General features: G+C 72.2%; 23 protein-coding genes and 1 tRNA gene. 17 read left to right on the top strand and 7 right to left on the bottom strand.

The genetic code is table 11. The features are described from left to right. From WEB03_RS06470 to WEB03_RS06450, 5 genes are all read left to right on the top strand, one after another. A partial coding sequence (locus WEB03_RS06470; RefSeq protein ID WP_368070134.1) for a xanthine dehydrogenase family protein subunit M occupies positions 1-860 on the top strand: 860 nt, incomplete at its 5' end. Between the two features lie 50 nt (positions 861-910). Next, positions 911-1,813, top strand: a complete 903-nt coding sequence (locus WEB03_RS06465) for an AAA family ATPase (RefSeq protein ID WP_368070135.1) — start codon at positions 911-913, stop codon at positions 1,811-1,813. 52 nt (positions 1,814-1,865) lie between these two features. Next, positions 1,866-3,074: a VWA domain-containing protein gene (locus tag WEB03_RS06460; RefSeq protein WP_368070133.1), complete on the top strand. Its 1,209-nt coding sequence runs from the start codon at positions 1,866-1,868 to the stop codon at positions 3,072-3,074. Continuing rightward, positions 3,067-4,176: an XdhC family protein gene (locus tag WEB03_RS06455; RefSeq protein ID WP_368070132.1), complete on the top strand. Its 1,110-nt coding sequence runs from the start codon at positions 3,067-3,069 to the stop codon at positions 4,174-4,176. The genes WEB03_RS06460 and WEB03_RS06455 overlap by 8 nt, the downstream gene beginning before the upstream one ends. 97 nt (positions 4,177-4,273) lie before the next feature. Then, the gene (locus WEB03_RS06450; RefSeq protein WP_368070131.1) at positions 4,274-5,044 is read left to right on the top strand and encodes an SRPBCC family protein; all 771 of its coding nucleotides are present in this window, start codon (positions 4,274-4,276) and stop codon (positions 5,042-5,044) included. Positions 5,045-5,057: 13 nt separating this feature from the next. On the opposite strand, the gene WEB03_RS06445 is transcribed toward WEB03_RS06450, so the two are convergent. Continuing rightward, positions 5,058-5,573 carry a MogA/MoaB family molybdenum cofactor biosynthesis protein gene (locus tag WEB03_RS06445; RefSeq protein WP_368070130.1) on the bottom strand — a complete coding sequence of 172 codons (516 nt, stop codon included), beginning with the start codon at positions 5,571-5,573 and terminating at the stop codon, positions 5,058-5,060. A 48-nt stretch (positions 5,574-5,621) separates the two neighbouring features. Between WEB03_RS06445 and WEB03_RS06440 the strand changes: the two genes are divergently transcribed. The 4 genes from WEB03_RS06440 (at position 5,622) to WEB03_RS06425 (ending at position 9,129) form a co-directional block, all read left to right on the top strand. Continuing rightward, positions 5,622-6,194: an NTP transferase domain-containing protein gene (locus WEB03_RS06440; RefSeq protein WP_368070129.1), complete on the top strand. Its 573-nt coding sequence runs from the start codon at positions 5,622-5,624 to the stop codon at positions 6,192-6,194. Positions 6,195-6,561: 367 nt separating this feature from the next. Continuing rightward, entirely contained in the window at positions 6,562-7,224 is a 663-nt protein-coding gene (locus WEB03_RS06435) for a hypothetical protein (protein WP_368070128.1), read from the top strand. Beyond that, positions 7,130-8,017, top strand: a complete 888-nt coding sequence (locus tag WEB03_RS06430) for an HNH endonuclease signature motif containing protein (protein WP_368070127.1) — start codon at positions 7,130-7,132, stop codon at positions 8,015-8,017. Before WEB03_RS06435 ends, WEB03_RS06430 begins: the two co-directional genes overlap by 95 nt. A gap of 215 nt (positions 8,018-8,232) precedes the next feature. Next, positions 8,233-9,129, top strand: coding sequence for a phosphoribosylaminoimidazolesuccinocarboxamide synthase (locus tag WEB03_RS06425; protein WP_368070126.1), 897 nt, complete (start codon positions 8,233-8,235; stop codon positions 9,127-9,129). Between the two features lie 42 nt (positions 9,130-9,171). Here the strand turns inward: WEB03_RS06425 and WEB03_RS06420 are convergent, their stop codons facing one another. Continuing rightward, complete coding sequence (locus WEB03_RS06420; RefSeq protein WP_368070125.1) at positions 9,172-9,537, bottom strand: DsrE family protein; 366 nt, start codon at positions 9,535-9,537, stop codon at positions 9,172-9,174. 241 nt (positions 9,538-9,778) lie between these two features. On the opposite strand from WEB03_RS06420, the gene WEB03_RS06415 reads away from it, so the two are divergent. Then, positions 9,779-11,095 (top strand): ABC transporter substrate-binding protein, encoded by a 1,317-nt coding sequence (locus WEB03_RS06415; RefSeq protein WP_368070124.1) that lies wholly within the window; start codon positions 9,779-9,781, stop codon positions 11,093-11,095. 69 nt (positions 11,096-11,164) lie between these two features. Here WEB03_RS06415 and WEB03_RS06410 read toward each other — a convergent pair whose 3' ends face one another. From WEB03_RS06410 to WEB03_RS06395, 4 genes are read right to left on the bottom strand one after another with little or no spacing between them, the layout of a single operon-like run. After that, a complete protein-coding gene (locus WEB03_RS06410; protein WP_368070123.1) occupies positions 11,165-11,908 on the bottom strand; it encodes an ABC transporter ATP-binding protein in 744 nt (247 codons plus the stop codon). After that, a complete protein-coding gene (locus WEB03_RS06405; RefSeq protein WP_368070122.1) occupies positions 11,905-12,744 on the bottom strand; it encodes an ABC transporter ATP-binding protein in 840 nt (279 codons plus the stop codon). The genes WEB03_RS06410 and WEB03_RS06405 overlap by 4 nt, the downstream gene beginning before the upstream one ends. Next, positions 12,737-13,723, bottom strand: coding sequence for a branched-chain amino acid ABC transporter permease (locus WEB03_RS06400; protein ID WP_368070121.1), 987 nt, complete (start codon positions 13,721-13,723; stop codon positions 12,737-12,739). Before WEB03_RS06400 ends, WEB03_RS06405 begins: the two co-directional genes overlap by 8 nt. A gap of 11 nt (positions 13,724-13,734) precedes the next feature. After that, positions 13,735-15,117, bottom strand: coding sequence for a branched-chain amino acid ABC transporter permease (locus WEB03_RS06395; protein WP_368070120.1), 1,383 nt, complete (start codon positions 15,115-15,117; stop codon positions 13,735-13,737). A gap of 179 nt (positions 15,118-15,296) precedes the next feature. Here WEB03_RS06395 and WEB03_RS06390 point away from each other — a divergent pair, with 179 nt between their 5' ends. The 7 genes from WEB03_RS06390 to WEB03_RS06360 all read left to right on the top strand — a co-directional run bounded on the left by WEB03_RS06390 (position 15,297) and on the right by WEB03_RS06360 (position 22,062). After that, positions 15,297-15,839, top strand: coding sequence for a DUF4446 family protein (locus tag WEB03_RS06390; RefSeq protein WP_368070119.1), 543 nt, complete (start codon positions 15,297-15,299; stop codon positions 15,837-15,839). Next, entirely contained in the window at positions 15,836-16,819 is a 984-nt protein-coding gene (gene pheA, locus WEB03_RS06385) for a prephenate dehydratase (protein WP_368070118.1), read from the top strand. The genes WEB03_RS06390 and pheA overlap by 4 nt, the downstream gene beginning before the upstream one ends. Positions 16,820-16,914: 95 nt before the next feature. Continuing rightward, positions 16,915-18,207 (top strand): serine--tRNA ligase, encoded by a 1,293-nt coding sequence (gene serS / locus WEB03_RS06380; protein WP_368070117.1) that lies wholly within the window; start codon positions 16,915-16,917, stop codon positions 18,205-18,207. Beyond that, positions 18,204-18,671: a CoxG family protein gene (locus WEB03_RS06375; protein WP_368070116.1), complete on the top strand. Its 468-nt coding sequence runs from the start codon at positions 18,204-18,206 to the stop codon at positions 18,669-18,671. Before serS ends, WEB03_RS06375 begins: the two co-directional genes overlap by 4 nt. 63 nt (positions 18,672-18,734) lie before the next feature. After that, positions 18,735-18,823 (top strand) — tRNA-Ser (locus WEB03_RS06370). Between the two features lie 15 nt (positions 18,824-18,838). Next, the gene (locus WEB03_RS06365) at positions 18,839-20,509 is read left to right on the top strand and encodes a GAF domain-containing protein (RefSeq protein ID WP_368070115.1); all 1,671 of its coding nucleotides are present in this window, start codon (positions 18,839-18,841) and stop codon (positions 20,507-20,509) included. After that, positions 20,506-22,062 carry an ATP-binding protein gene (locus tag WEB03_RS06360; RefSeq protein ID WP_368070114.1) on the top strand — a complete coding sequence of 519 codons (1,557 nt, stop codon included), beginning with the start codon at positions 20,506-20,508 and terminating at the stop codon, positions 22,060-22,062. The genes WEB03_RS06365 and WEB03_RS06360 overlap by 4 nt, the downstream gene beginning before the upstream one ends. Positions 22,063-22,065: 3 nt before the next feature. On the opposite strand, the gene WEB03_RS06355 is transcribed toward WEB03_RS06360, so the two are convergent. Next, the gene (locus WEB03_RS06355) at positions 22,066-23,034 is read right to left on the bottom strand and encodes a YihY/virulence factor BrkB family protein (RefSeq protein ID WP_368070113.1); all 969 of its coding nucleotides are present in this window, start codon (positions 23,032-23,034) and stop codon (positions 22,066-22,068) included. Positions 23,035-23,177 lie beyond the last annotated feature (143 nt).

Below are 23,177 nucleotides of genomic sequence, written 5' to 3'. Positions count from 1 at the left end.
GGAGGTGCAGCGTGATCCCCGCGACCTTCGACTACATCCGGGCCGGGTCCATCGACGAGGCCATCGCGGCGCTCGTCGAGCACGGCGACGAGGCCAAGCTGCTCGCCGGTGGTCACAGCCTGCTGCCGCTGATGAAGCTGCGGCTCGCCGCCCCCGAGGTCATCGTCGACCTCGGCCGGGTCGACGACCTGCGCGGGGTGACCGACGGCGGTGAACACCTCGTCATCGGCGCGATGACCACCCACGACGCGGTGATCAAGGACCCGTTGGTCCAGCAGCACTGCGGCGTCCTCGCCGATGTGACCAGGACGGTCGGGGACGCCCAGGTCCGCCACCGTGGCACGATCGGCGGGGCCATCGCTCACGGCGACGCGGCCAGCGACCTCCCGCCACTGCTGCTGGCGCTCGACGGCACGGTCGTCGTCCAGGGCCCGGGCGGCCGCCGCAACATCCGTGCCGCGGACCTGTTCGTCGACTACCTCGAGACCTCGATCGCCGAGGACGAGGTGCTCGTCGAGGTCCGCGTCCCGAAGCTCGTCGGTCAGTGGGGCTGGCACTACGAGAAGTTCGGCCGGGTCGCCCAAGCGTGGGCGATCGTCGGGTCGTGCGCGGTGGTGAAGAGCTCGAACGGCACCATCGAGGACGTCCGGGTCGGGCTCACGCACATGGGGACGACGCCGCTGCGCGCGTCCGCGACCGAGGCCGCGCTGGCCGGCGGCTCGGTCGACGCGATCGCTGACGCGGCGGAGCACGCTGCCGACGGGACGTCGCCGCCCTCGGACCTGAACGCCACCCCCGAGTTCCGCGAGCACCTCGCCCGCGTCCTGACCCGCCGTGCGCTGACGGCCGCGGCCGGGTGAGGTCGTCCGACACCAGCGGCGCGGGTGGCCAGCCCCCACCCGCGCCTGCCCTGCTGCCTCCCGGCGTGACCGACCCGGCGGGACTGGCCACCGAGCTCGAACGTGCCGGTTACCTCGCCGACGACGGCCTGGCGACCGCTGCCTACCTCACCCTGGCGCTCCGACGTCCGTTGCTGCTCGAGGGCGACGCGGGGGTCGGCAAGACCGCCGTCGCGCACGCGCTGGCCGACGTGCTCGGCGCGCCGCTGATCCGGTTGCAGTGCTACGAGGGGCTCGATGCTTCACAGGCCCTGTACGACTGGAACTTCCCCGCGCAGGTCCTGCACCTGCGGGCAGCGGAGGCCGCCGGGCGTGGCGAGGGGGACGCGGCGGCGCTCGAGGACGAGCTCTACGACCGGCGGTTCCTGGTCGCTCGCCCGATCCTGCAGGCGCTCGAGACCTCGCCATCGGTGCTGCTGATCGACGAGGTCGACCGTGCTGACGACGAGTTCGAGGCGCTCCTGCTCGAGGTGCTCTCGGACGTCACCATCACCGTTCCCGAGCTCGGCACCATCCGGGCGACCCAGCCGCCGGTCGTGGTGCTGACCTCGAACCGCACCCGCGAGGTCCACGACGCGCTCAAGCGACGCTGTTACTACCACTGGGTCGAGCACCCGTCGTTCGAGCGCGAGGTCGCGATCGTCCGTCTGCGGCTGCCGGACGTGGGCGAGCGGCTGGCTCGGGAGGTGACCTCCGCGGTCCACGTCCTGCGCGACCAGGACCTGCTCAAACCGCCGGGCGTCGCCGAGACCCTCGACTGGACCCAGGCGCTGGTCGCGCTCGGTGCCGATCACCTCGATGCCGACCGGGCCGCGGCCACCCTCGGGTCGGTGCTGAAGTTCCGCGAGGACCAGGAACGGGTGCGGAGCATCGACGTCGGTCAGCTCGTGATCCGGGCCGCCGCCGGTGGATGAGGGGGGAGGTCGCTCGGCGACCGGAGGAGCACGTACGGCGCGGTGGGATGCCGTGGCTGAGGGTGGGATCGACGCCGAGCCTGGCTCGCTGACGGGGTCGGTCGTCGGGTTCGCCCGCACGCTCCGCGCCGCCGGGGTGGACGCGAGCCCCGATCGGGTGCACGCCTGCCTCGGGGCGCTGGGCACGCTCGGGGCGGTGGACCCGCGCGCCGTCTACTGGGCCGGCCGGCTGACCCTCTGCTCCGGCCCCGATGACCTCGAGCGGTACGACCGCGTGTTCGCGGCCTTCTTCGACGGGCTGACCGTCACCGGCCGTCCCGTGGTCCGCCGGCGGGTCGAGCTCGGTCCCCAGGCCATCGGCGACAGCGTCGGCACCAGCGACGATGACGCCGTCCCCGAGGTGGACGCTCACGCCGTCACCCGACACGCGTCGCGCGAGGAGCTGCTGCGGCACCGGGACGTCCGCGACCTCGACGACCAGGAGCGCCGCGACCTGCACCGGCTGTTGGCCGCGTTCGCGATGCCGGGCGCGACCCGGCGCACCCGTCGGTCCGACCCGGCGCGCCGGGGGGCGATCGACCGGCGCCGCAGCGTGCGCGCGCTGCTGCGATCCGGCGGCGAGCTCGGCCGCCTCCACCACCGCGCTCCCCGTGAGCAGCCTCGTCGCGTGGTGCTGCTGGTCGACATCAGCGGGTCCATGGCCGGCTACGCCGACGTCCTGTTGCGCTTCGCGCACGTCGCCGCACGCCGCCAGGGGACACCCACCGAGGTGTTCACCCTCGGGACGCGGCTCACCCGCGTGACCGAGCCGATGAGCCACCGCGACCCCGACACCGCGATGCGGGCCGTGGCTGCGGCCATCCCCGACTGGTCCGGGGGCACCCGCCTCGGAGAGGGCCTGCGCCAGTTCCTGGACCTGTGGGGCCAGCGTGGGTTCGCCCGCGGGGCGGTGGTCGTGGTGCTGTCCGACGGGTGGGAGACGGGCGAGGTGACCCTGCTCGGCGAGCAGGTGGCCCGGCTGTCCCGGTTGGCGCACCGGGTGATCTGGGCCAACCCCCTCGCTGGCCGCGAGGGGTTCGCGCCCATCGCCGGCGGCATGGCCGCCGCGCTGCCCCACTGCGACGCGCTGGTCGAGGGGCACTCGCTGGCGGCGCTCGAACGGCTCGCGCACGAGGTGGCCGGTACTGTCGGACCGCAGCGAGGCGGCGTCACGACGCGCGGCGCCGTCCCGCGCGGAGCGGGAGGGAGCCCACGTGCGTGAGGAGCTCGCCACGCTGCGGCGCTGGCGCACCGATGGCACCTGTTTCGCCCTGGCCACGGTCGTCGCCACCTCGCAGAGCGCGCCGCGACCGCCGGGGGCGGTCCTCGCGGTGCACCCGGACGGCGACGTCGTGGGCAGCGTCTCGGGGGGCTGCGTCGAGGGTGCCGTCGTCGAGGTCGCCACCGAGGTGCTCGAGACCGGCGTCCCCCAACGCGTGCGCTACGGCATATCCGACGACGAAGCGTTCGCGGTCGGGCTCACCTGCGGCGGCACCATCGAGGTGCTGGTCCAGACCGTGTCGCCGGACGATGTCGACCTCGACGCGTTGGCGGGGGCGCTCGACGCCGACGAGCCCGTCGCGCTGGCCACCGTCACCGACGGTGACCACGCCGGGATGACCGTGCTGGTCCGGCCGGATGGGATCGAGGGGACCACCGGCGACGAGGGGCTCGACCACGCCGTCGACGCCGACGCTCGCGGGATGCTCCAGCAGGGGGCCACCGGGCTGCGTCACTACGGCCCGCACGGCGAACGTCGGCTCGACGAGGTCGGCGTGTTCATCGCCTCCTTCGCGCCGCGCCCACGGATGCTGGTCTTCGGCGCCATCGACTTCGCCGCGGCGGTCGCCTCCGTCGGCCGCTTCCTCGGGTACCACGTCACCGTCTGCGACGCGCGGGGACGGTTCGCCACCCCGGCACGGTTCCCGGACGCCGACGAGGTCGTCGTCGACTGGCCGCACCGCTACCTGGCCGACACCGAGGTCGACACCCGGACGGTGATCTGCGTGCTCACCCACGACCCGAAGTTCGACGTCCCGGTCCTCGAGGCGGCCCTGCGCACCGACGCGGCCTACGTCGGGGTCATGGGCAGCCGCCGGACGCACGAGGACCGGCTGGCGCGGCTCCGCGAAGCCGGCGTGAGCGACGCGCAGCTCGACCGGTTGCGATCCCCGATCGGTCTGGACCTCGGCGCCCGGACACCGCAGGAGACGGCGGTGTCGATCGCGGCGGAGATCCTGCTCGAGCGCCACGGCGGGTCCGGCGCGCGCCTGACCGATACCGTGGGTCCGATCCACCGGGACCGCGACGCCGTCGACGCCTGACGGCCACGCGGACCCGGACGCTCGGCCGTCGTCGGCGCACGATGCTGACTACCGTCGAAGTCGGTCGTGACGACGTCGTCGAGGTTCGGAGGTCCACGTGGAGTTCGTGAACGAGTTCACGGTGCCGGTCGGCGTCGACCGCGCCTTCGAGATCCTGACCGACCTCGAACGGGTCGCGCCGTGCCTGCCGGGCGCGACCCTCGAGGAGGTCCACGGGGACGCCTACACCGGCAAGGTCAAGGTCAAGGTCGGCCCGATCGCCGTCACCTACCGCGGGACGGCTGAGCTGACCGAGAAGGACCAGGAGGCCAAGCACGCGGTGATCCACGCCGCCGGCAAGGAGGCACGCGGGGCCGGTACGGCCACGGCGGACGTCACCGCCGACCTCGTGGCCGAGACCGACGACACCACGCGCGTGAAGGTCGTGACCGATCTGACGATCACGGGCAAGCCGGCTCAGTTCGGGCGCGGCGTGATGGGTGAGGTCGGGACGAAGCTGATCGACACGTTCGCGGACCGGCTCTCGACGATGATCGCCGAGGACGTGGGCGGCACGGCCGGGGGTCTGCCTCCGGCGACCGACGCACCCGCGGCGGATGCTCGTCCAGCCTCGGGCGCAGCAGCGGCCGCGCCGGGCATCGCCGCAGTAGCCGGAGCGGCCGCGACGACCTCAGCCGCTGCGACGACCGACGAGGTCTCGCCGCCGGCGCCAGCCGACGGGCCGCGTCGCATCGCCCCACCGGCGCAGGAGCCCGAGGCGCTCGACCTGGTCGAGGTGGCCGGCGGCGCCGTCGCCAAGCGGCTCGTCCCGCTCGTCGCCGTCGCCGCGGCGATCGTCGTCCTGCTGTGGTGGCGCCGGCGCCGGTGAGCGGCTGGGGTCGTCAGTCGGTCGGTGCGGGGGTGCCGTCGCGGTGCTCGGTGTCGCCCGCGAGCAGGTCGACGGCGTGCGGCAGCAGCCCGATGATGGCGGTGAGCGACTCGGTGGCGCCGCGGGGGCTGCCGGGGAGGTCGATGAGGAGGGTCGCGCCACGGATAGCGCAGACCCCACGCGACAGGTCCGCCATGGGCGTCGACGCGCGCCCCGCCGCGCGCATCGCTTCAGCTAGACCCGGAGCCTCCCGGTGGCAGACGTCGGTGGTCGCCTCGGGGGTCACGTCGCGCGGGCCGAACCCCGTGCCGCCGGTGATGCACACCACGGCGACCTCGTCTTCGTCGGCGAGCGCCGCGAGCAGCGCGGCGATCCGTGGTCGCTCGTCGGGTACCACCTCGCGTCGGACCACCGCGAAGCCGTGCTCGATCAGCAGGTCGGTGACGGCAGCTCCGGAAGCGTCGTCACGGTGACCGCTGGCCACCCCGTCGCTAGCGGTGACGACCGCCGCCGTCCGTCGACCAGCCACCTGACACCTCCCGCGTCCGAGCCGCTTGCGGAGGATAGGCAGTCGGTGGTGGCCGTGATCCTCGCGGCCGGTCGAGCCACGCGCTTCGGGACGACCAAGCAGGTCGCGGAGCTGCAGGGTCGGCCGATGGTCGGCCACGTCGTCGCCACCGCGCTCGCGTCGTCGCTGGTCGAGCAGGTCCTCGTCGTGGTCGGCCACGATGCTGGGGTGGTGTCCGCGGCCGTGGCTGGCAGCGGCCCGGTCGAGGTGGTGGACAACCCGGTCCACGCCACCGGACAGGCCAGCTCGGTCCGTGCCGGGGTGGCGGCGGCGCGGCGTCGTGGCGCCTCCGCCGTGGTGGTGCTGCTCGCCGACGAGCCGGACGTCACCGCGCAGGCGGTCGACGCGGTGGTCGGCGCGGTGCGCGACGGCGCTCCCGCGTCCCGCGCGCGGTACGAGGACGGGCCTGGCCACCCCGTGGCGTTCGCCGCGCGGGTGTTCGACCGGTTGCTCGGCCTGGACGGCGACCGGGGCGCCCGTGACCTCCTGGCCGAGCTCGGCGCCGTCGCGGTCCCCGTCCCAGGGCCGCGGCCCCGGGACCTCGACCGTCCCGAGGACCTCGCCGAGCGCGACCATCGGTAGGCGCGACCCCCGGCCCGACGCCGGTTCGTCGCGAGCGTCCCACCGAGGCATCTCGCCGCGCGCGGGGTCCCCCGAGGCGGGCTCCGCGTCCGACGGGACCGGTCGTCGTACCCCTCGTCCAGTTCTCCACAGCCGAGCGGGACAGGTCCTTGCATCGAACATATGTACGAGTACACTGGGTGTGTTCGTCGACGTCGACAGGCACCCGATGCGAAGCCAGGTCCACCGGCACACCACCCGCCGCCCGACCTCGCTCGCCATCGCACGCGAGCGCCGCCCCGGCTACCGGTCAGAGCACGACGATGCGGCCGTCCCGGCGCCCGACCACTCAGCGGCCGCCGACGCCGGAGCCTTCGCAGGTGGCCCCGTGTCCGCGGGGACCGGGACGGTGGACGACGCGGTCGCCACGATCAACGCCGGTTCGGAGGGTCCGTCCGTGCCCGACGGGGAGCTCGCCGAGCTGGTCGCCACGCTGCGGGCTGCCGACCGGCTGACGGCCCGTGCCGTCAGGCTGGCAGGCCAGCTTGACGCGCGCCGGGCTGCGGCCGAAGAGGGCATGATCTGCGACGGAGCGCTGCGGCTGCACACCGGGATGGTCGGCTCGGACGTGTCGATGGTCCTCACGGCCGCCGAGGTCCTGGACACGATGCCGGCGGTCGCCGGGCTGTTCGCCCGTGGGGTGCTGACCTGGGGGCACGTGCGGCAGCTGACGGTCGGTGTCCGCCGGTTCGACCGGCCGACCCGTGAAGCGCTCGATCGGCACCTGGCCGAGCACGCCGGACGACTCGAGAGGATGGACGCCGAACGACGCTCCTGGGCGCTGGAGGACGCGATCGACGACCACCGGCCCGAACGAACCCTGGAACGGCAGGCCGAACGGCAGGAACAGGCCGAGTTCCTCTCGTTCCAAGGCCAGCTCGACGGGTCGGGGGTCGATGTACGGCCAGTACGGCCCCGAGAGCTTCGCGGCCATCACCGACCGGCTCCAGGCCGAAGCCGACGCGCCCCAGACGGCACCGTGCCCCGGTGACCGTGACGGACCCGACGGTCCTGCCCCGACCCGGGGACGCCAGCTCGCCGACGCGCTGGTCCGCCTCTGCACCCGAACGACCGCCGACAGCGGGGTCGGGTCGGTGGTCCGCATGTCGGTCATCATCGATGCCGACCGGGTCACCGACCGTGCCGCCGGGCACATCGTCGCCGGGGTGCGTGGCCGGCCACCACGGATCGTGCGGTGGGCGCTGGACCGGCTCGCCTGCGACGCCGCCCTCGACGTCGTCGTCCGTGACGGGGTCGACCTGGTCGCCGCCCGCCGCTACGCCCCCGGCATCACCGCCGCCACCCGCCGTGCCATCGCGGCCCGCGACGGTGGTTGCCGGTTCCCGGGTTGCACCGCCCCGATCTCCTGGTGCGACGTCCACCACGTCCGCCCCCGCGCCGCAGAACACCACCCGGACGCGGTCGACGGCGACCACCACCCGACCAACCTCGTGGCGCTGTGCCGCCGGCACCACACCCTCGTGCACGGCCGCGGCTGGCGGCAACAGTTCGAGCCGGATGGGACCTACCGGCTGCGCCGCCGCGGCCGCACCTGGACCACCCTGCCCCGCCGTGACCAACAGCTGCCCCCTCCACGCCACGACCTTGCCGACGCCGTCCCCCGAGCCGGCCCGAACGCGACGTCCCGGACCGGACCCGCCTCCACGACACGCGCGGGATCGAACGGCAGCCGACCAGCGGTCGGAGCGGACCCCAGCCGAACACCGACCGGTTCGTCTCCGACGAACGTGAGGCACCCCGTCGGACCGTCGCTGCCCTTCTGACGGTCGCGGACCAGGTCCGCAGTCGTAACACCCTGAACGCCTCACCCCGCCGACCACCGGGTCGCGCGGGGTAGAGGCGCATCCCCTCGCGGCCTATAGGCGCGGGACCGGTGGACGCCGGGTCGGGTCGTTGCTCGCGACGATGCTGACGGGGCCGACCCGCGGAGAGCTCACGGTAGGTTCGGGCTCCCACGCCCCCGCACGAGGATCCACACGTGGCAGACCCGACCGTCCGTGGCCTCACGCACCTGCGCTCGGGCAAGGTCCGTGACCTCTACGAGGTCGACGACGATCACCTGCTGCTGGTGGCTTCCGACCGCGTCTCCACCTACGACGTGGTCCACCCGACCCCCGTGCCGGACAAGGGGCGCGTCCTGACCGCCGTGTCGAGGTTCTGGTTCGACCGGCTCGACGTGGACCACCACCTGGTCTCGACTGACCTCGCCGACCTGCCGGTCGAGCTCGACGCGGCGGACGCCGAACGGCTCGCTGGTCGCTCGATGCTGTGCCGCAAGGTCGACATCGTGCCCTTCGAGTGCGTGGTCCGCGGGTACCTGGTCGGGTCGGGATGGAGGGAATACCAGCGCGACGGCACGGTCTGCGGGATCGCGCTGCCGGACGGGCTGGTCGAAGCCGACCGGCTCCCCGAGCCGATCTTCACCCCGGCGACCAAGGCCGAGCAGGGCGAGCACGACGAGAACGTCAGCTTCGAGGTGATGTCGAACGCGCTCGGCGGAGAGCTCGCCTCGCAGCTGCGCGAGCTGTCGCTGTCGCTGTACGCCGCCGCCGCCGCGCACGCCACCGCGCGCGGCATCATCCTGGCGGACACCAAGTTCGAGTTCGGCCTCCGTAACGACCAGGTACTGCTCGCCGACGAGGTGCTCACGTCCGACTCCTCGCGGTACTGGCCGGCCGATGGCTGGGCACCGGGTGCGACACCGCCGAGCTTCGACAAGCAGTACGTACGTGACTTCGCCACCTCGACGGGGTGGGACAAGCAGCCGCCCGCCCCCGAGCTCCCTGACGAGGTCGTGACGGCCACCCGGGCGAGGTACATCGAGGCCTACGAGCGGCTCACCGGGGCGTTGTTCGACGACTGGCTCGCGCGCTAGGGATCCGACCGGGTCGGGCGGCCAGCCGCACCGGCCGCCGGTTCAGGCGAGGGTGATCGCGCGGCCCTCCGTCAACGCCTCGACGATCCGTGCGGCGCCGACGATCGACGCGCCGGGGACCAGTTCGGTGTCGCCGGTGATGCCGCGCTTGGTGGCGCAGGCCGAGCAGAGCCAGATCTCGCCCCCGCCCTCGGCGACCTGGCGTACGAGGTCGGACAGCGGCGGCATACCCTCCTCCTCGATGCGGTCCGCGACGCCGGGGAGCCCGACGTTGACGGCATCGACGGTGCAGACCACGATCGCTCGCTGGCCGGAGGCGACGGCCGTCGCGGCGGCGATGAACGGCACCGTCGCGCGTTCGGGGGCGTCCTCGCCGTGGGAGGAGGGGAACAGCAGGGTGTCGTTCACGGGCGCGTCCAGACGTCGGGGACGGCGACCGTAGGCCCGAGTTGGGTGCACGGAGCCGGCAGGACGGACACCACAGGGACCGCCGGGTTGCTGGGGAGAGAACGCACACCGCACCCGAACGGTTCCCTTCCTCCTACCCGCGTAGTAGCGTCCTCCGTACCGTCCTCACGACCGTGGGGTGGAGGTCGGCACCGCGCGCCCGCGCGCACGCCGACGGACGAGCTTTCCGGGAGGAATGTCCATGCATCGATCGCTCTGGTTGCGCCGCGTCGCGGCCGCTACCGCGCTCGCACTCGTCGCTGCCGCTTGTGGCGGCGACGACGAGCCCGAGACCACCGAGACCGAGACCGAAGAACCCGCGGACGACGGCGCCGAAGAGGAACCGGCTGATGACGGCGAGGAGGAGGAGGCCGCGATCGAGCGTCCCGAGCGCGATGACGTGCTCGACATCGGTTACATCCTCCCCGAGTCGGGTCCGCTCGCGTTCCTGGGCGCACCGCAGATCACGGCCGTGAACATGGCCGTCGACGACATCAACGCCGCAGGCGGCGTGATGGGCCAGGACGTGACCCTCAACAGCGGTGACGAGGCCGGCGACGCTGCCGTCGCTCGTGACACCGCGGCTCGCCTCATCAACGACGGCGCGGACGCCATCGTCGGTGCTGCCTCGTCGGGTATGTCGCAGGAGTTCATCCAGACGCTGAACGACAACGAGATCGTCCAGTGCTCCGGGTCGAACACCTCGCCGGCCTTCACCGACCAGGACAACAACTCCTTCTACTTCCGCACCGTCCCGCCGGACGAGGCGGTCGCGCCGATCATCGCCAACACCGTCATCGGTGACGGGTACGCCGCTCCGGCCGTGCTCGCTCGCGCGGACGACTACGGCGTCGCGCTGATGGAGCTCGTCGAAGCTGGTCTGACCGACCAGGGCGTCGAGCCCGCGCTCGTCGACACCTACGACACCGAGACCGACGACTTCGACGCGCTCGTGAGCCAGGTCACCGGTGCTGGCGCGGACTCCGTCGTCGTCATCGGTTTCGACGAGGCTGGCGCGCTGTACGGCGCCCTGCTCGAGGCCGGCATCTCGGCCGACGCGCTCTACGGTGGTGACGGTGTCTTCGGGCCCGCCCTCGCCGAGACGGTCGGTGCCGACATCAGCGGCCTGAAGGTCATCGGCGCCGCAGGTGACGACACCTTCAACGATCGTCTGAACGAGGAGATGCCCGACGGTGAGCAGGGCAACGTGATCTACGGCGGTCAGGTCTACGACTGCGTGATCGTCATCGCCCTGGCTGCCGAGGCTGCGCAGTCCACCGACCCGGCCGTCTTCAACGACGAGATCGAGGGCGTCACCACCGAGGGCACCGAGTGCACCTCCTTCGAGGAGTGCCGGGACCTGCTCGCCGATGGTGAGGACATCGACTACACCGGCGCGTCCGGTCCGCTGGACCTGGTCCGGCCGGACCCGACCTTCGGTCGCTACGCCATCGGCCAGTTCACGGCCGATGGGCTCGAGATCGTCGGTTCCGAGGACGTGGATCTGTCCGACCTCTGATCCGAGCCGCACCGCAGCAACGCAGGAGCCCCGCCCTCGGGCGGGGCTCCTCCGCGTGTCGCGGGGTCTTCAGCGGACCTTGGCGAGGGTCCCGAGGTAGAGCTCGATGACCTTCGGGTCCTCGAGCAGCTCGTCACCGGTGCCGGTGTAGGCGTTGGTGCCCTGGTCGAGGACGTAGCCGCGATCGCAGATCTGCAGGCACCGCCGTGCGTTCTGCTCGACCATGATGATGGACACCCCGCTGTCGCGGATGGTCCGGACCCGACGGAACACCTCGTCCTGGTTCGCCGGTGACAGCCCGGCGGAGGGCTCGTCGAGCAGCAGGACGGACGGCTCCATCATCAACGCGCGGGCCATGGCGACCATCTGGCGTTCGCCGCCCGACAGCGTGCCGGCCCGGCTCGCGGAGCGGTCCCCGAGCAGCGGGAACAGGTCGACGACGGAAGCGAACCGGTCGTCGAAACGCTTCGGCCGCAGGAACAGGCCCATCTCGAGGTTCTCTCGGATGGTCAGCGAGGGGAAGACGTTGTTGGACTGCGGCACGTAGCCGACGCCCCGTTCGACGAGCTGGTGTGCCTTGTGCCCGGTGATGACGTCGCCCCGGAGTGTGACCTCGCCGTCACGGATGTCGACGAGCCCGAACAGCGCCTTGACCAACGTGGACTTGCCGGCCCCGTTCGGACCGATGATCCCGACGATCTCGTTCTCGGCCAGCGTGAGGTCGCAGCCGTTGAGGATGTTGATGCCCGGCAGGTAGCCGGCGTGGACGTCGCTGGCGACCAGGATCGGCTCGGTGGTGGCCACGTCGCTCACTCCTCGGTCGGTTCGTCGTGGGAGCTGCCGAGGTAGGCGTCGATGACAGCGTCGTTGTTCATGATGTCGCTCGGTCGTCCCTCGGCGATGACGCGCCCCTCGGCGAGCACGACCACCCAGTCGCTGATGCCCATGACCACGTCCATGTCGTGCTCGACGAAGATGACGCTCATCCCCTCGTCGCGCAACGCCGTGACGTGGCCGAGCAGCGACTGCACGAGGGCCGGGTTCACGCCGGCCATCGGCTCGTCGAGCATGACCAGCGATGGCTCGACCATCAGCGCCCGCGCCATCTCGAGCAGCTTGCGCTGGCCGCCGGACAGCTCGCCGGCGTAGTCGTCCTTCTTGTCGATCAGCTTGAACCGGGTGAGGAGATCCTCGGCACGTGCGGTGTTGTCGGCCTCCTGCTGCGACCACCCCGGCCGGAAGAGGGCCGGCAGGAACCCCTCGCCGCGTTGACCGGTCGCGCCCAGCAGCATGTTGTCCATCACCGTCAGCCGCGACAGCGCCTTGGTGAGCTGGAAGGTGCGGACCATCCCACGCCGGGTGACCTGGTGCGAGGGCATGCCACCGAGCGACTCGCCCTCGAAGGTCCACTCGCCCTCGTTCGGGGCGTCGAAACCGGTCAGCAGGTTGAAGAACGTGGTCTTACCGGCACCGTTCGGCCCGATGAGTGCCGTGATGACCCCCCGCTGGATCTCGAGGTGGTCGACATCGACGGCGCGGAGCCCACCGAAGTTCCGCTGGACACCGTCGATGGTGAGGATCGGGTCCGGCTTACTCACGCCGGGCCGGGCCTCGATCGCGTCCATCGTGTGGGGGGTCGTCTCAGGCATCGAGCTTCAACTCCCTCGGGTCTCCAAAGATGCCCTGCGGTCTGAAGACCACCAGGAGCACCAGGGCGGCACCCATCAGGACCAGGGCGCTGGCGCCGACCGCGTTCGCCCCGGACAGGAACCCCGGCAGCAGGTCGGAGCCCTGCATCTGTCGGACGCTGACCTGGACGCCGGAGAACAGGAACCAGAAGATGATCGCACCCACGATGGGGCCGATACGGGTCGCGGCACCACCGAGGATGAGGATGGCGTACGCGTAGAAGGTGATCTGCGGCCGGAAGCTGTCGGCGTTCACGGTGGAGCCGGCGATGGCGAACATCACGCCGCCGACCGACCCGAGCACCCCGCCGAGCACGAGGCTCTGCATCTTGTAGCTGAAGACGTTCTTGCCGAGCGCCCGCGCAGCGTCCTCATCCTCGCGGATGGCTCGTAGGACCCGGCCCCAGGGGCTACGCATCAGCAGCGCGACGAGGAGCGTGGCCAGGGCGACCAGCCCCCACGTGACGACCAGGGACCACGACACCTGGGTGGTGTAGTTGATCGGCCCCATCCGGATACCACGGGTGAACGGGTTGATCGCGTAGAACTCGTTGGCGACCGACTGGAGCCCGAAGGGTCCGCCGGTGATCGGACGCGCGGGTCCCGAGCGGAAGAGCAGACGCAGGACCTCGGCGACGGCGATGGTGGTGATGGCGAAGTAGTCGGCGCGCAGCCGCAGCGTCGGGGCGCCGAGGATGATCGCGAGGACCACGCCGGCGAGCAGCCCCACGATCACCCCGACCCACAGGGGGAGGCCGAAGGTCGCCACCGAGATACCGACCCCGTAGGCACCGACGAGCATGAACCCGACCTGCCCGAAGTTCAGCAGTCCGGTGTAGCCGTAGTGCACGTTGAGCCCGATGGCCAGCAGCGCGTAGACCGCCGCCTGCGGCCCCAACGCGGAGCGGAGGGCGCTGCCGAAGATCGCTTCGAAGTCCACGTGAGGTCCCCTCAGCCGATGCGTTCGCGTCGCCCGAGCAACCCTTGGGGTCGGACGAGGAGCACGATGACGAGGACGCCGAGCGCCCACGCGGTCTTGAGCTCGTTCGGGAAGTACACGACCGAGAGCTCGGTGACGAGACCGACGACGAGGCTGCCGATCATGGCGCCGTAGGCCGTACCGAGACCACCGAGGATGATGCCGGCGAACATCAGCAGCAGCATCGGCTGGAAGCCGAAGTCGTAGCTGACGCGGAACATGGTCCCGTACAGCACGCCCCCGAGGCCGGCGAGCGCCCCGCCGGCGATCCAGACGACGCTGACGACGCGCTCGACGTTGATGCCGGACGACTCCGCGAGGTCGCGGTTGTCCGCGACGGCGCGCATGGCCTTCCCGATACGGCTGCGCTGGATGCCGGTCGCGACGCCGATGAGGACCACGAGCGCGATCGCGATGATCACGAGGTCACGGGGGGTGGTCGCGAACGGGCCCACGCTGATCCGCTGCTGCACCGCGTACTGCGCGTAGGGCTGCGAGCGGCCACCGAAGAAGATCAGGACGATGAACCGCAGCACCAGCGACAAGCCGATGGTGACCACGAGCAGCTGGAAGAGCCCGACGCCGCGTCGTGTCAGGGGTCTGAACACCCCCCGGTCCAGCACGCCGGCAGTGAGCGCCGCGGCGGCCACCCCGACGGCACCGGCGAGCACCAGGTGCAGACCGGCGATGTTGGCGAACCAGGCGACGACGGCACCGATGATGACGATCTCGCCGTGCGCGAAGTTGATCAGGCCGGTGGTCCCGAAGATCAGCGACAGGCCGACGGCGGTCATGGCGATGATCAGCCCGAACCGGAGCCCCGACAGCGTCTGCTGCAGGAACAACGCGACCTTGCCGCTGACGGCGGCGCCCTCGCCGAGCGCGAGCGGGACGGCGCGCCGCCCCGTCCCGATGGTGACCTCGACCGTGTTGTTGTCGGGGTCGCGCAGCTCGACACCCTCGGGCAGCGCGGCAACGGTGACGGCGTAGTCACCGGGCCCGGGGACCTCGAACTCCCACTGGCCGTTCTCGCCGGAGACGGCCTCGCCGAGGTCCGAGCCGCCGGTCTCGGCGATGGTCAGCTGCACGCCCTCGACCGGGCCGTCGGCGTTCCGGAAGGTCCCGAAGAGCACGGAGGCCTCGGCCTCGTCCTCGTCCTCGTCCTCGTCCTCGTCTTCCTCCGCTGCCGGTTCCTCGTCGTCCTCCTGGGCGAGGATCAGCGCGTCGCCCGTGGCCGCGTCCAGCGGCGCTGCGGCAGCCGGCGCGAGCGCCGCGATGGCCGGAGCGAGCAGGGCGACCATCAGCGTGGCGAGGACGGCGATGCTCAGCGCGAACGCTCGGACGCGTGCGCTCAAGGCCCAGCTCCCGGATCGGCGACGCGCGGAGCCTAGTCAGCAGATCCGCCGGCAGGTGAAGGGAGCGGCGGGCGCTACGCTCCGACGCCCGCTCGGGTCGGATCGAGGACGTCGATCGAGGCCGCTCCGACCGCTCCGCGCGGCGGGCCGCGCCGCCACCGGGGACCCACGAGGGCTACATGCTCGATCTCGATCCGCAGCTGACCGCGACGCTCGCCGTCGCCGCGTGCGTCGCTGCCGCGGTGCTGCTCCTGCTCGTCGTGCTGCTCGCGCTGCGGACCCGCCGCCTGGTGGCTGAGCACCGCCGCGCGATCGACCCGAAGCGGGGGGAGGACGTCATCTCCGTGCTCGGCCGGCACGAGGACACCATCCAGGCCATCGACCGTGACGTGCGTGCCCTCGATGCCCGATCCGGCGAGCTACGCGAGCTCGTACGCGGCACGGTTTCCCAGGTCGGCATGGTGCGGTACGACGCGTTCGAGGACATGGGAGGCGCCCTGTCGTTCTCCGCGGCGCTCCTCGACGAGCACGGGGACGGGATCGTGATCTCGGCGATCAACGGCCGGACCGAGACCCGCTGCTACGCCAAACCGGTGACGCGCCGCAGCTCGGAGCACAACCTGTCGGTCGAGGAGGAAGCGGCCATCGAGACGGCCGTCCGAGGCGGGGGGATGGGCGAGGCCCCGGCCCCGGCTCGTCGTCGGCGGCGGTCGTCGCCGTGACCGCGGGCCGTGCCACGGATCCGGTCGACGCGGTGGGCGCCCCCCGCGCAGACGTGGCCTACCTCGGGCCGGCGGGGACCTTCACCGAGACGGCCGCCCAGCTGATCGTGGGCGGCGCCGGCCCGCTGCTCCACCCCTGCAGCGACGTCGCCGAGGTGCTCCGTCGGGTCGAGGAGGGCGTCGCCACCCGCGGGGTCGTACCGATCGAGAACACCCTCGAAGGATCGGTCACCGCCACGCTCGACGCGCTCGCGTTCGAGACCGATCTGCTCATCGGCGGCGAGCTCGAGCTGCCGGTCACGCTCGTCGCGGCAGCGGCGCCGGGCACACAGCTGTCGGAGGTCACCGAGGTCCGCTCGCACCCGGTCGCCCTGGCATCGACGCGGCGCTGGCTCAGCACGTCGCTGGCGGGGGCTGAGACCATCCCCTCGAGCTCCACGGCGCGTGCTGCCCAGGAGGTCGCCGAGCTCGGTGGCCCTCGGCTGGCCATCGTCAACCCGCTCGCCGCCGAGCGCTACGAGCTCGAGATCCTGGCGCGGGACATCACCGACCGGTCCGCCAACTCGACGCGCTTCATCGTCGTCGGCCACGACCTCGGTCCGCCGACCGGTTGGGACAAGACCTCGCTCGCGGTGTTCATCGACGAGAACCGACCGGGGGCGCTCCTGCAGCTGCTCGAGATCTTCGCCGAACGCGACCTCAACCTGACCAAGATCGAATCCCGCCCGACCAAGGCGGAGCTCGGTGAGTACTGCTTCTTCCTCGACACGGCCGGTCACCTCGCCGACGAACGGGTCGGCGACGCGTTGGCTGCCGTCAAGCGCACCCACCGTGACGTGAAGGTGCTCGGCTCCTACCGCCGGTCCGGGGCGCGGGTGACCTCCGAGGCGGACGCGATCGCTTCCGACGACGCGGCCTACCGGTCCGCGGCGGAGTGGCTCGGCGAGTGGCGTGCCCGGATCCCGGACCTCCAGCCGTGAGGGGTCGTCCGATCGCGCGTCGCATCGGCTGACGCAGGTCGGAGGACCGGGGCCACGCACTGGGGCGGGCCCGGCGCACGGTTAGCCTGCCCGCCATGATCGATCCCCGTCTGCTCCGGACCGAACCCGACGCCGTCGCGGCCGCGCTCGCGCGCCGCGGCATCGACCGGGACCGCGTCGACGCGCTCGTCGCGCTCGACGAACGCCGCCGGTCGTTGACCGCCGATGTCGACCGCGCCCGCGCGGATCAGAAGACGGCGTCGACGTCGATCGGGAAGGCCTCCCCCGAGGAGCGGCAGGCGCTGATCGACCGGGCGAGCGAGCTGAAGGCCGGTGTCGGCGGGCTCGAACGGCAGCTCACCGAGGCCGAGGCTGAGCACAGCGCCGCGTTCGCCCGGATCCCGAACCTGCCCCACCCCGCAGCGCCCGACGGGCAGGAGGGTGACGGGGTGGTGCTCCGGACCTTCGGGGAGCGGCCGACCTTCGACTTCGTCCCGCGTGATCACGTCGAGTTGATGGAGGCTGCGGACGCCCTCGATCTCGCCCGTGGGGCCCGCACCTCGGGCGCTCGCTTCGCCTACCTGAAGGGTGAGGGGGCGCTGCTCGAGTTCGCCCTCGTCCGCTACGCCCTCGAGGTCGCGGGCCGGTACGGCCACACGCCGGTCATCCCACCGGTGCTCGTCCGCGAGGAGGCCATGTACGGCACCGGCTTCCTGCCGACCGACGAGCAGCAGATCTTCACCCTCCCCGAGGACGACCTCTACCTCGTCGGCACCTCGGAGGTGCCGCTCGCGGCGCTCCACATGGACGAGCTCCTCGACGAGGGGGATCTGCCGCTGCGGTACGCCGGGTACTCGCCCTGCTTCCGGCGCGAGGCCGGGGCCCACGGCAAGGACACCCGCGGGATCCTGCGCGTCCACCAGTTCGAGAAGGTCGAGCTGTTCAGTTTCGTCCACCCGGACGGTTCCGACGACGAGCACGAACGGATCCTGACCATCGAGGAGGAGATCTTCGGTGGTCTCGGGATCCATGCCCAGGTGGTCGACATCCCCGTCGGCGACCTCGGGGCCTCGGCGGCCCGCAAGTTCGACATCGAAGCGTGGTTGCCGGGCCAGGACGCCTACCGCGAGGTGACGTCCGCCTCGAACACGACCGACTACCAGGCCCGCCGGCTGCGAACCCGCATCCGCGTCGCCGGGGGTGACAACGTCCTCGTGCACACCCTGAACGGCACCGCGCTCGCGGTCCAGCGCGCCATCATCGCGCTCGTCGAGACCCACCAGCGTGCCGACGGATCGGTCGCCGTGCCCGAGGCCCTGGTGCCCCACCTCGGGACCGAGGTGCTGTTCGCCGGACGCCACGCCGACGCCGCGGAGGGAACCTCGTGACCCGCTTCGAAGCCCGTAACACCTCCAGCGACGACCTCCCGGTGCCTCCCGAGCCGATCTGGGAGGTGCTGACCAGCCCCGAGCTGCTCGCGGAGATGACGCCGCTGATCGACCACATCGACGAGGTCGAAGACTCGTATTGGCGCTGGCACATGGCCAACATCGCGGGGGTCGGCGTCGCGGTGTCCCCGTGCTTCACCGTGCGGATGGACTTCGATCCGACCGAGCGCATCGACTTCACCCACGAACCGGTCGGGAAGGAACGCGCCGGCGCCGACGGCATCTACACCCTCGAGCCCATCGAGGGCGGCACCCACCTCGCCGTCGACATGTCCGTGCACGTCGACCTGCCACTGCCGGCGATCTCGCGCCCCGCCGTGACCCGCGTGATGCACGCCACGATGGCCCGGATGGGCGACCGGTTCGCGCAGAACCTGTGCCGCCACCTCGGGATCACCCGGTAGGTCAGCTCGCTCGGGGACGCAACCGATGTGGGGAGCGCCATCGCTAGTGTTGCCGTGATCCTCGGAGGGTTGGCCGAGCGGACGAAGGCAGCGGTCTTGAAAACCGCCGGGCGGTGTACGCCGTCCCGTGGGTTCGAATCCCACACCCTCCGCGACGACCGCCACCGGTGGTCGTGGGGCTGGTCGCGCTCGTGCGCGGTGGGGCGGAGGTCGGTGCACTGACCGTTGCGTCCGCGATCCGGCCCGGTACGCCGCTCCCGCGTGCCGGGGTCCACCCCCTCCTCGGCATCGTGGGCGCTGCCGCCTGCCTGCCGGCGGCGATCCTCGCCGGCCCAGGCGGGGGCGTCGACCGACCGATGCTCGTCGCGCTGGCCGTCCTCGCGGTCGGGACGACCATCCTCCACGTCGTGGCGGGCCGGAACGGCGTGGAACGCCCCGACCAGGTCACGATCGCCACCACCGGGGCCGCGGCGCTGTTCCTGCTCGTGCTCGTCGCACGGTCGACGTTGGACGCGGCATCCTGGCTCGCGCTGTTCGCGGCCTCCTCGGTCTCCATGGCGACCGTCCGGCACGGCGAGGTGCGGACCGTCATGCAGGCCCTGCTGGTGGTCGGTGCGTGGACGTTGTTGGTCGTCGATCACCCGGACCCACGGTCGATCGACGGTGCGATCGCGGTGCTCGGGTCCGTGCTGCTGCTGGTCGCGGTCACCGTGCTGGCGAGCGCTCTGGCGGGTGACCTCGAGCGCTCGCGTCGGCGTGAGCTCGCGACCCGCCGCGCGGCCGATCGGCGCACCGACCTGCTCGATGCCGTCCGTCGGCTGAGCCGGGCCGATCACGGAGAGGTCATCGACGCGACCGTCCGTGTCCTGCAGGAGTTCGGCTTCCCCGTCGCGGCGGTCCTCCTCGTCGATGCCGGTGCCTTGGCGGCGAACCGGGTCGCGGGCGTCGAGGAGCGGGAGGACTACGGCGGGGGTGTGAGCCGGCACGCGTTGGAGACCGGTCGCACGGTGGTCTCACCCGACTACCGCAACGACGAGCTCCGGCTCCCGGGTCTCGACCTCGGTGCCGTCGTCGCGACGCCGATCCGTGCCGACGGCCGCGACATCGGCGTCCTGACGGCGGGGGTCCCCGACGCGGGTGCGCCGCCGATGGGGGACGTCGAGGTCGTCGAGGTACTGGCGGCCCACCTCGGTGGCGCGCTGGCGCTCGAGCGCGTCGAGGACAACCAGGCCGTCCTGCTCTCCCGTCTCCGCGACCTCGACCGGCTCCGAGCGAACTTCGTCGACCGCGTGTCCGAGGATCTACGCGATCCACTCACGGTCGTACGTGGCGTGGCACAGACCCTGGTCAAGCACGGTGAGCGTGTGCCGGTCGAGCAGCGTGCCGAGATGCTCGCCCGCCTCACCGCGCAGGCCTCAGAGCTGGCCCGGACGCTCGAGACGTTGCTCGACTTCTCGCGGGTGCAGGTCGGGAAGGTCGATCCCCGTCCCGAGCCGATCGACCTGGTCGAGTTGCTCGCTGAGCCGCTGGCCGGCACGGGCCTCGAGCTGAACGTCCGTGGTCGGCCCGTCGTCGTGGTCGACCGCGACCTGGTGCGCCGGGCGGTGGAGATCCTGCTGCGCGGCCCGGTCACGGCCGACGTCGGGCTCATCGTCGGCGAGGCGGATGCCACCGTCAGCATCGACGTCGGGTTCCGTGCCACCGACGGCTTGGAGGCCAGTTTCGCCATGTCGCTGGCCGAGCAGCTGCTGGTGGCCGGTGGTGCGACCAGCGAACGGCTGCCCGGCGGCTTCCGGCTGGTGCTGCCCCTGCGTCGGTCCCCGGTGACGCAGCCGTGAGCATCATCGACCTCGAGGCTCCGACGGAGGAACGACGGTCCATCACCCCTGCCGTCCTCGGGACCACGGTGGGGTTGGTGGTCGTGGCGATCATCACCGCAGCGGTCGGTCAGGACCCGCAGCGCTTCACGATCATCTTCGGGGTCGCCATCGTCGCCGCGGCCTTCGCCCTGCCGAGGCGACACCGGGGGTCGATCATCGTGTGGTCCTGGATCGGTTGGGCGGTGGCGCTCGGGGTCGGTGGCGTCCGTGACCCGGTGGCGATCGCGACGCAGCTGGGTGGTGCAGCGCTGCTCGGTCTGGTGGCCCTGCGGACCACGGCCTCGCTCGAGCTCGCCCTCCGGGTGGAGCGCGCGGCGAGCCGCGCTTCACGCACCCGGGCGACGTTGCTCGGATCGGTGCTCCGGTTGCGTTCGCTCGAACCAGACGATGTCGCCGAGGCCGTCGTCCGGGGCGTCCGGGACGCGGGTTTCGACAGCGCGGTCCTGCGCTCGGTGGACGGCGACAGCCTGCGCCTCGTCGCTGCACGCCCAGCCGGCGGGCAGGATCCACTGTTCCGGTTGTCCGGGGACCGTGGCCTGGTCAGCGTCGCGTACCGAACGGGTCGGCCCGTGGTCGTCCACGAGTACCGGGCGCACCGGTCCGCCCTCCCCGAGTCGGGCGACCTCGGCGGCGCCGTCGCGGTACCGGTCCGCGTCGACGGCGAGGTCGCCGCGGTGCTGTTCGCCGGCCGGCGCGAGCTCGGGCTCACGACCGGACAGGTGGAGGCGGTCGAACTGCTGGCCGAGGAAGCCGGTACCGCGCTCCAGCGGGCCCGTGGCTTCGCCGCCGGTTCCGCCACGGTGGCGGAGCTCCGTCGCCTCGACGAGCGCACCCACGACTTCGTGTCGACGGTCTCGCACGAGCTGCGGACCCCGATGACGGTGATCGACGGTCTCGGACAGACCCTGGAGCGGCGCTGGACCGACCTCGACCACGTCCGTCGAGCCGATCTGCTCCGGCGTATCGACGAGAACGCGGAGCGGTTGGCGGCGATGGTGCGCTCCCTGCTCGATTCCTCCGCGTTGGAGCAGGGACGGATCGAGCCCCGGCTCGAGACCGTCCACCTCGGTGCCTGCATCGCGGCGGTCCTCGGCCGGTTGGCGCCGCTGCTCGACGAACACCCCACCCGGGTGGACGTCGACGTTGACCAGCGGGTCGAAGCGGACCCCTCGCTGCTGCAGCACGTGCTCGAGAACCTCCTCTCCAACGCGGCGCGACACACCCCGCCAGGGACGGCGGTGCTGGTGCGGGCCCGACCGACGGACGAAGATGTCGAGGTGGAGGTGTACGACGAGGGGCCGGGGATCACCCCGCAGGACCTCCCGCACGTCCTCGAGCGCTTCTACCGGGCGGGCGAGCCGACGACGCGACCGAGCGGGGGGCTCGGGCTCGGCCTCGCGCTGAGCCAGCAGATCGTCGAGGCCCACGGCCGTGAGCTGACGGTCACCTCGGAGCTCGGGATCGGCACCCGGTTCGCCTTCCGGCTCGCGGCCACGCCCTCGGATCCCTGACGGTCAGGGTGAGGAGGTGGTCACCGTGGAGACGGCGCGTCGCAGCCGGCTCGTCGGCGTCCCGACGCCGCCGTCCTCCCCGCGCGTCGGCCAGAGCTGTTCGATCTGGGCGTTGAGCTCGGCGCCGATCAGCACGGCGAAGCCCGTGAGCCAGATCCACAGCAGACCGACGAGGGGGCCCGCGAGCGGGCCGTACGGGCTGTCGGAGTCGAGGATCCAGGTCCCGTAGAGCCGGAGGCCCGAGCTTCCGGCCAACCACAGGACCGTGGCCAACACGGCGCCCGGCACGTCCCGCAACCAGCGCGTGTCCCACGGCGCACCGACGTGGTACAGCGACGCGAGCGCGGCGGTGACCAGCACCAGCACGGCGGGCCAGTACCCGACGCGCCACACGGTCGCGAGCAGGTCGCCGTCGACGCCGGGGATCGTGGCGAGGCGCTCGCCGAATCCCGGGCCGAGGATGAGCAGGGGGGCCGCGACCAGGCTGATGAGCAGCCCGACCACGGTGAGCGCCAGCCCGAGCACCCGGTGGCCGAACCCGGTCGGTTCCTCACGTCCGTAGGTGATGGCGATGGTGACCAGCACGACCTTGATGGCGCGGGAGGCGGTCCAGAGCGTGGTCAGGAACGCGATCGAGACGACCGACACGGTCGTGTCGGAGACGAGTTGGTCGAGGACCGGTCGCAGGACCTCCTCGACGGCCTGCGTGCTGAGCGCGACCGAGGCCACCTCGGTGATGCGGTCGATGAGGTCGTCGCGCCACCCGCCACCCTCGCCGGCGACCAGGCTCAGGGCCGCGATCGCGGTCAGCAGCAGCGCTGGCAGCGACAGCAGCACCCAGAAGGCGAGCTCGGCGGCCAGGCCGGGGAGGCGATCGGCGATCGCGCCGTGGGCGGTGCGGACGAGCAGGGTGACCCCGGGCCGGATGCGCTCCGGGCTGCGGTCGATGATGCGGCGGCTGAGGGGATGCACGCACCGAGCGTAGGGGCGGGCCACGGCCGGGCGGGGTGTCCGGAGCCGCCGAGCCGAGGCCCGGCCGGCGTGGAGCGCACCCGTGGACCGCTGCTACCCTGCGGCCGTCGCGCGTCGCCCCAGGGTGGTTCGCGGGCGCCTGG

The sequence above is a fragment of the Nitriliruptor sp. genome (genome assembly GCF_040882075.1).
GTDB lineage: Bacteria > Actinomycetota > Nitriliruptoria > Nitriliruptorales > Nitriliruptoraceae > Nitriliruptor.
This window is presented reverse-complemented; position numbering and strand designations above follow the sequence as displayed.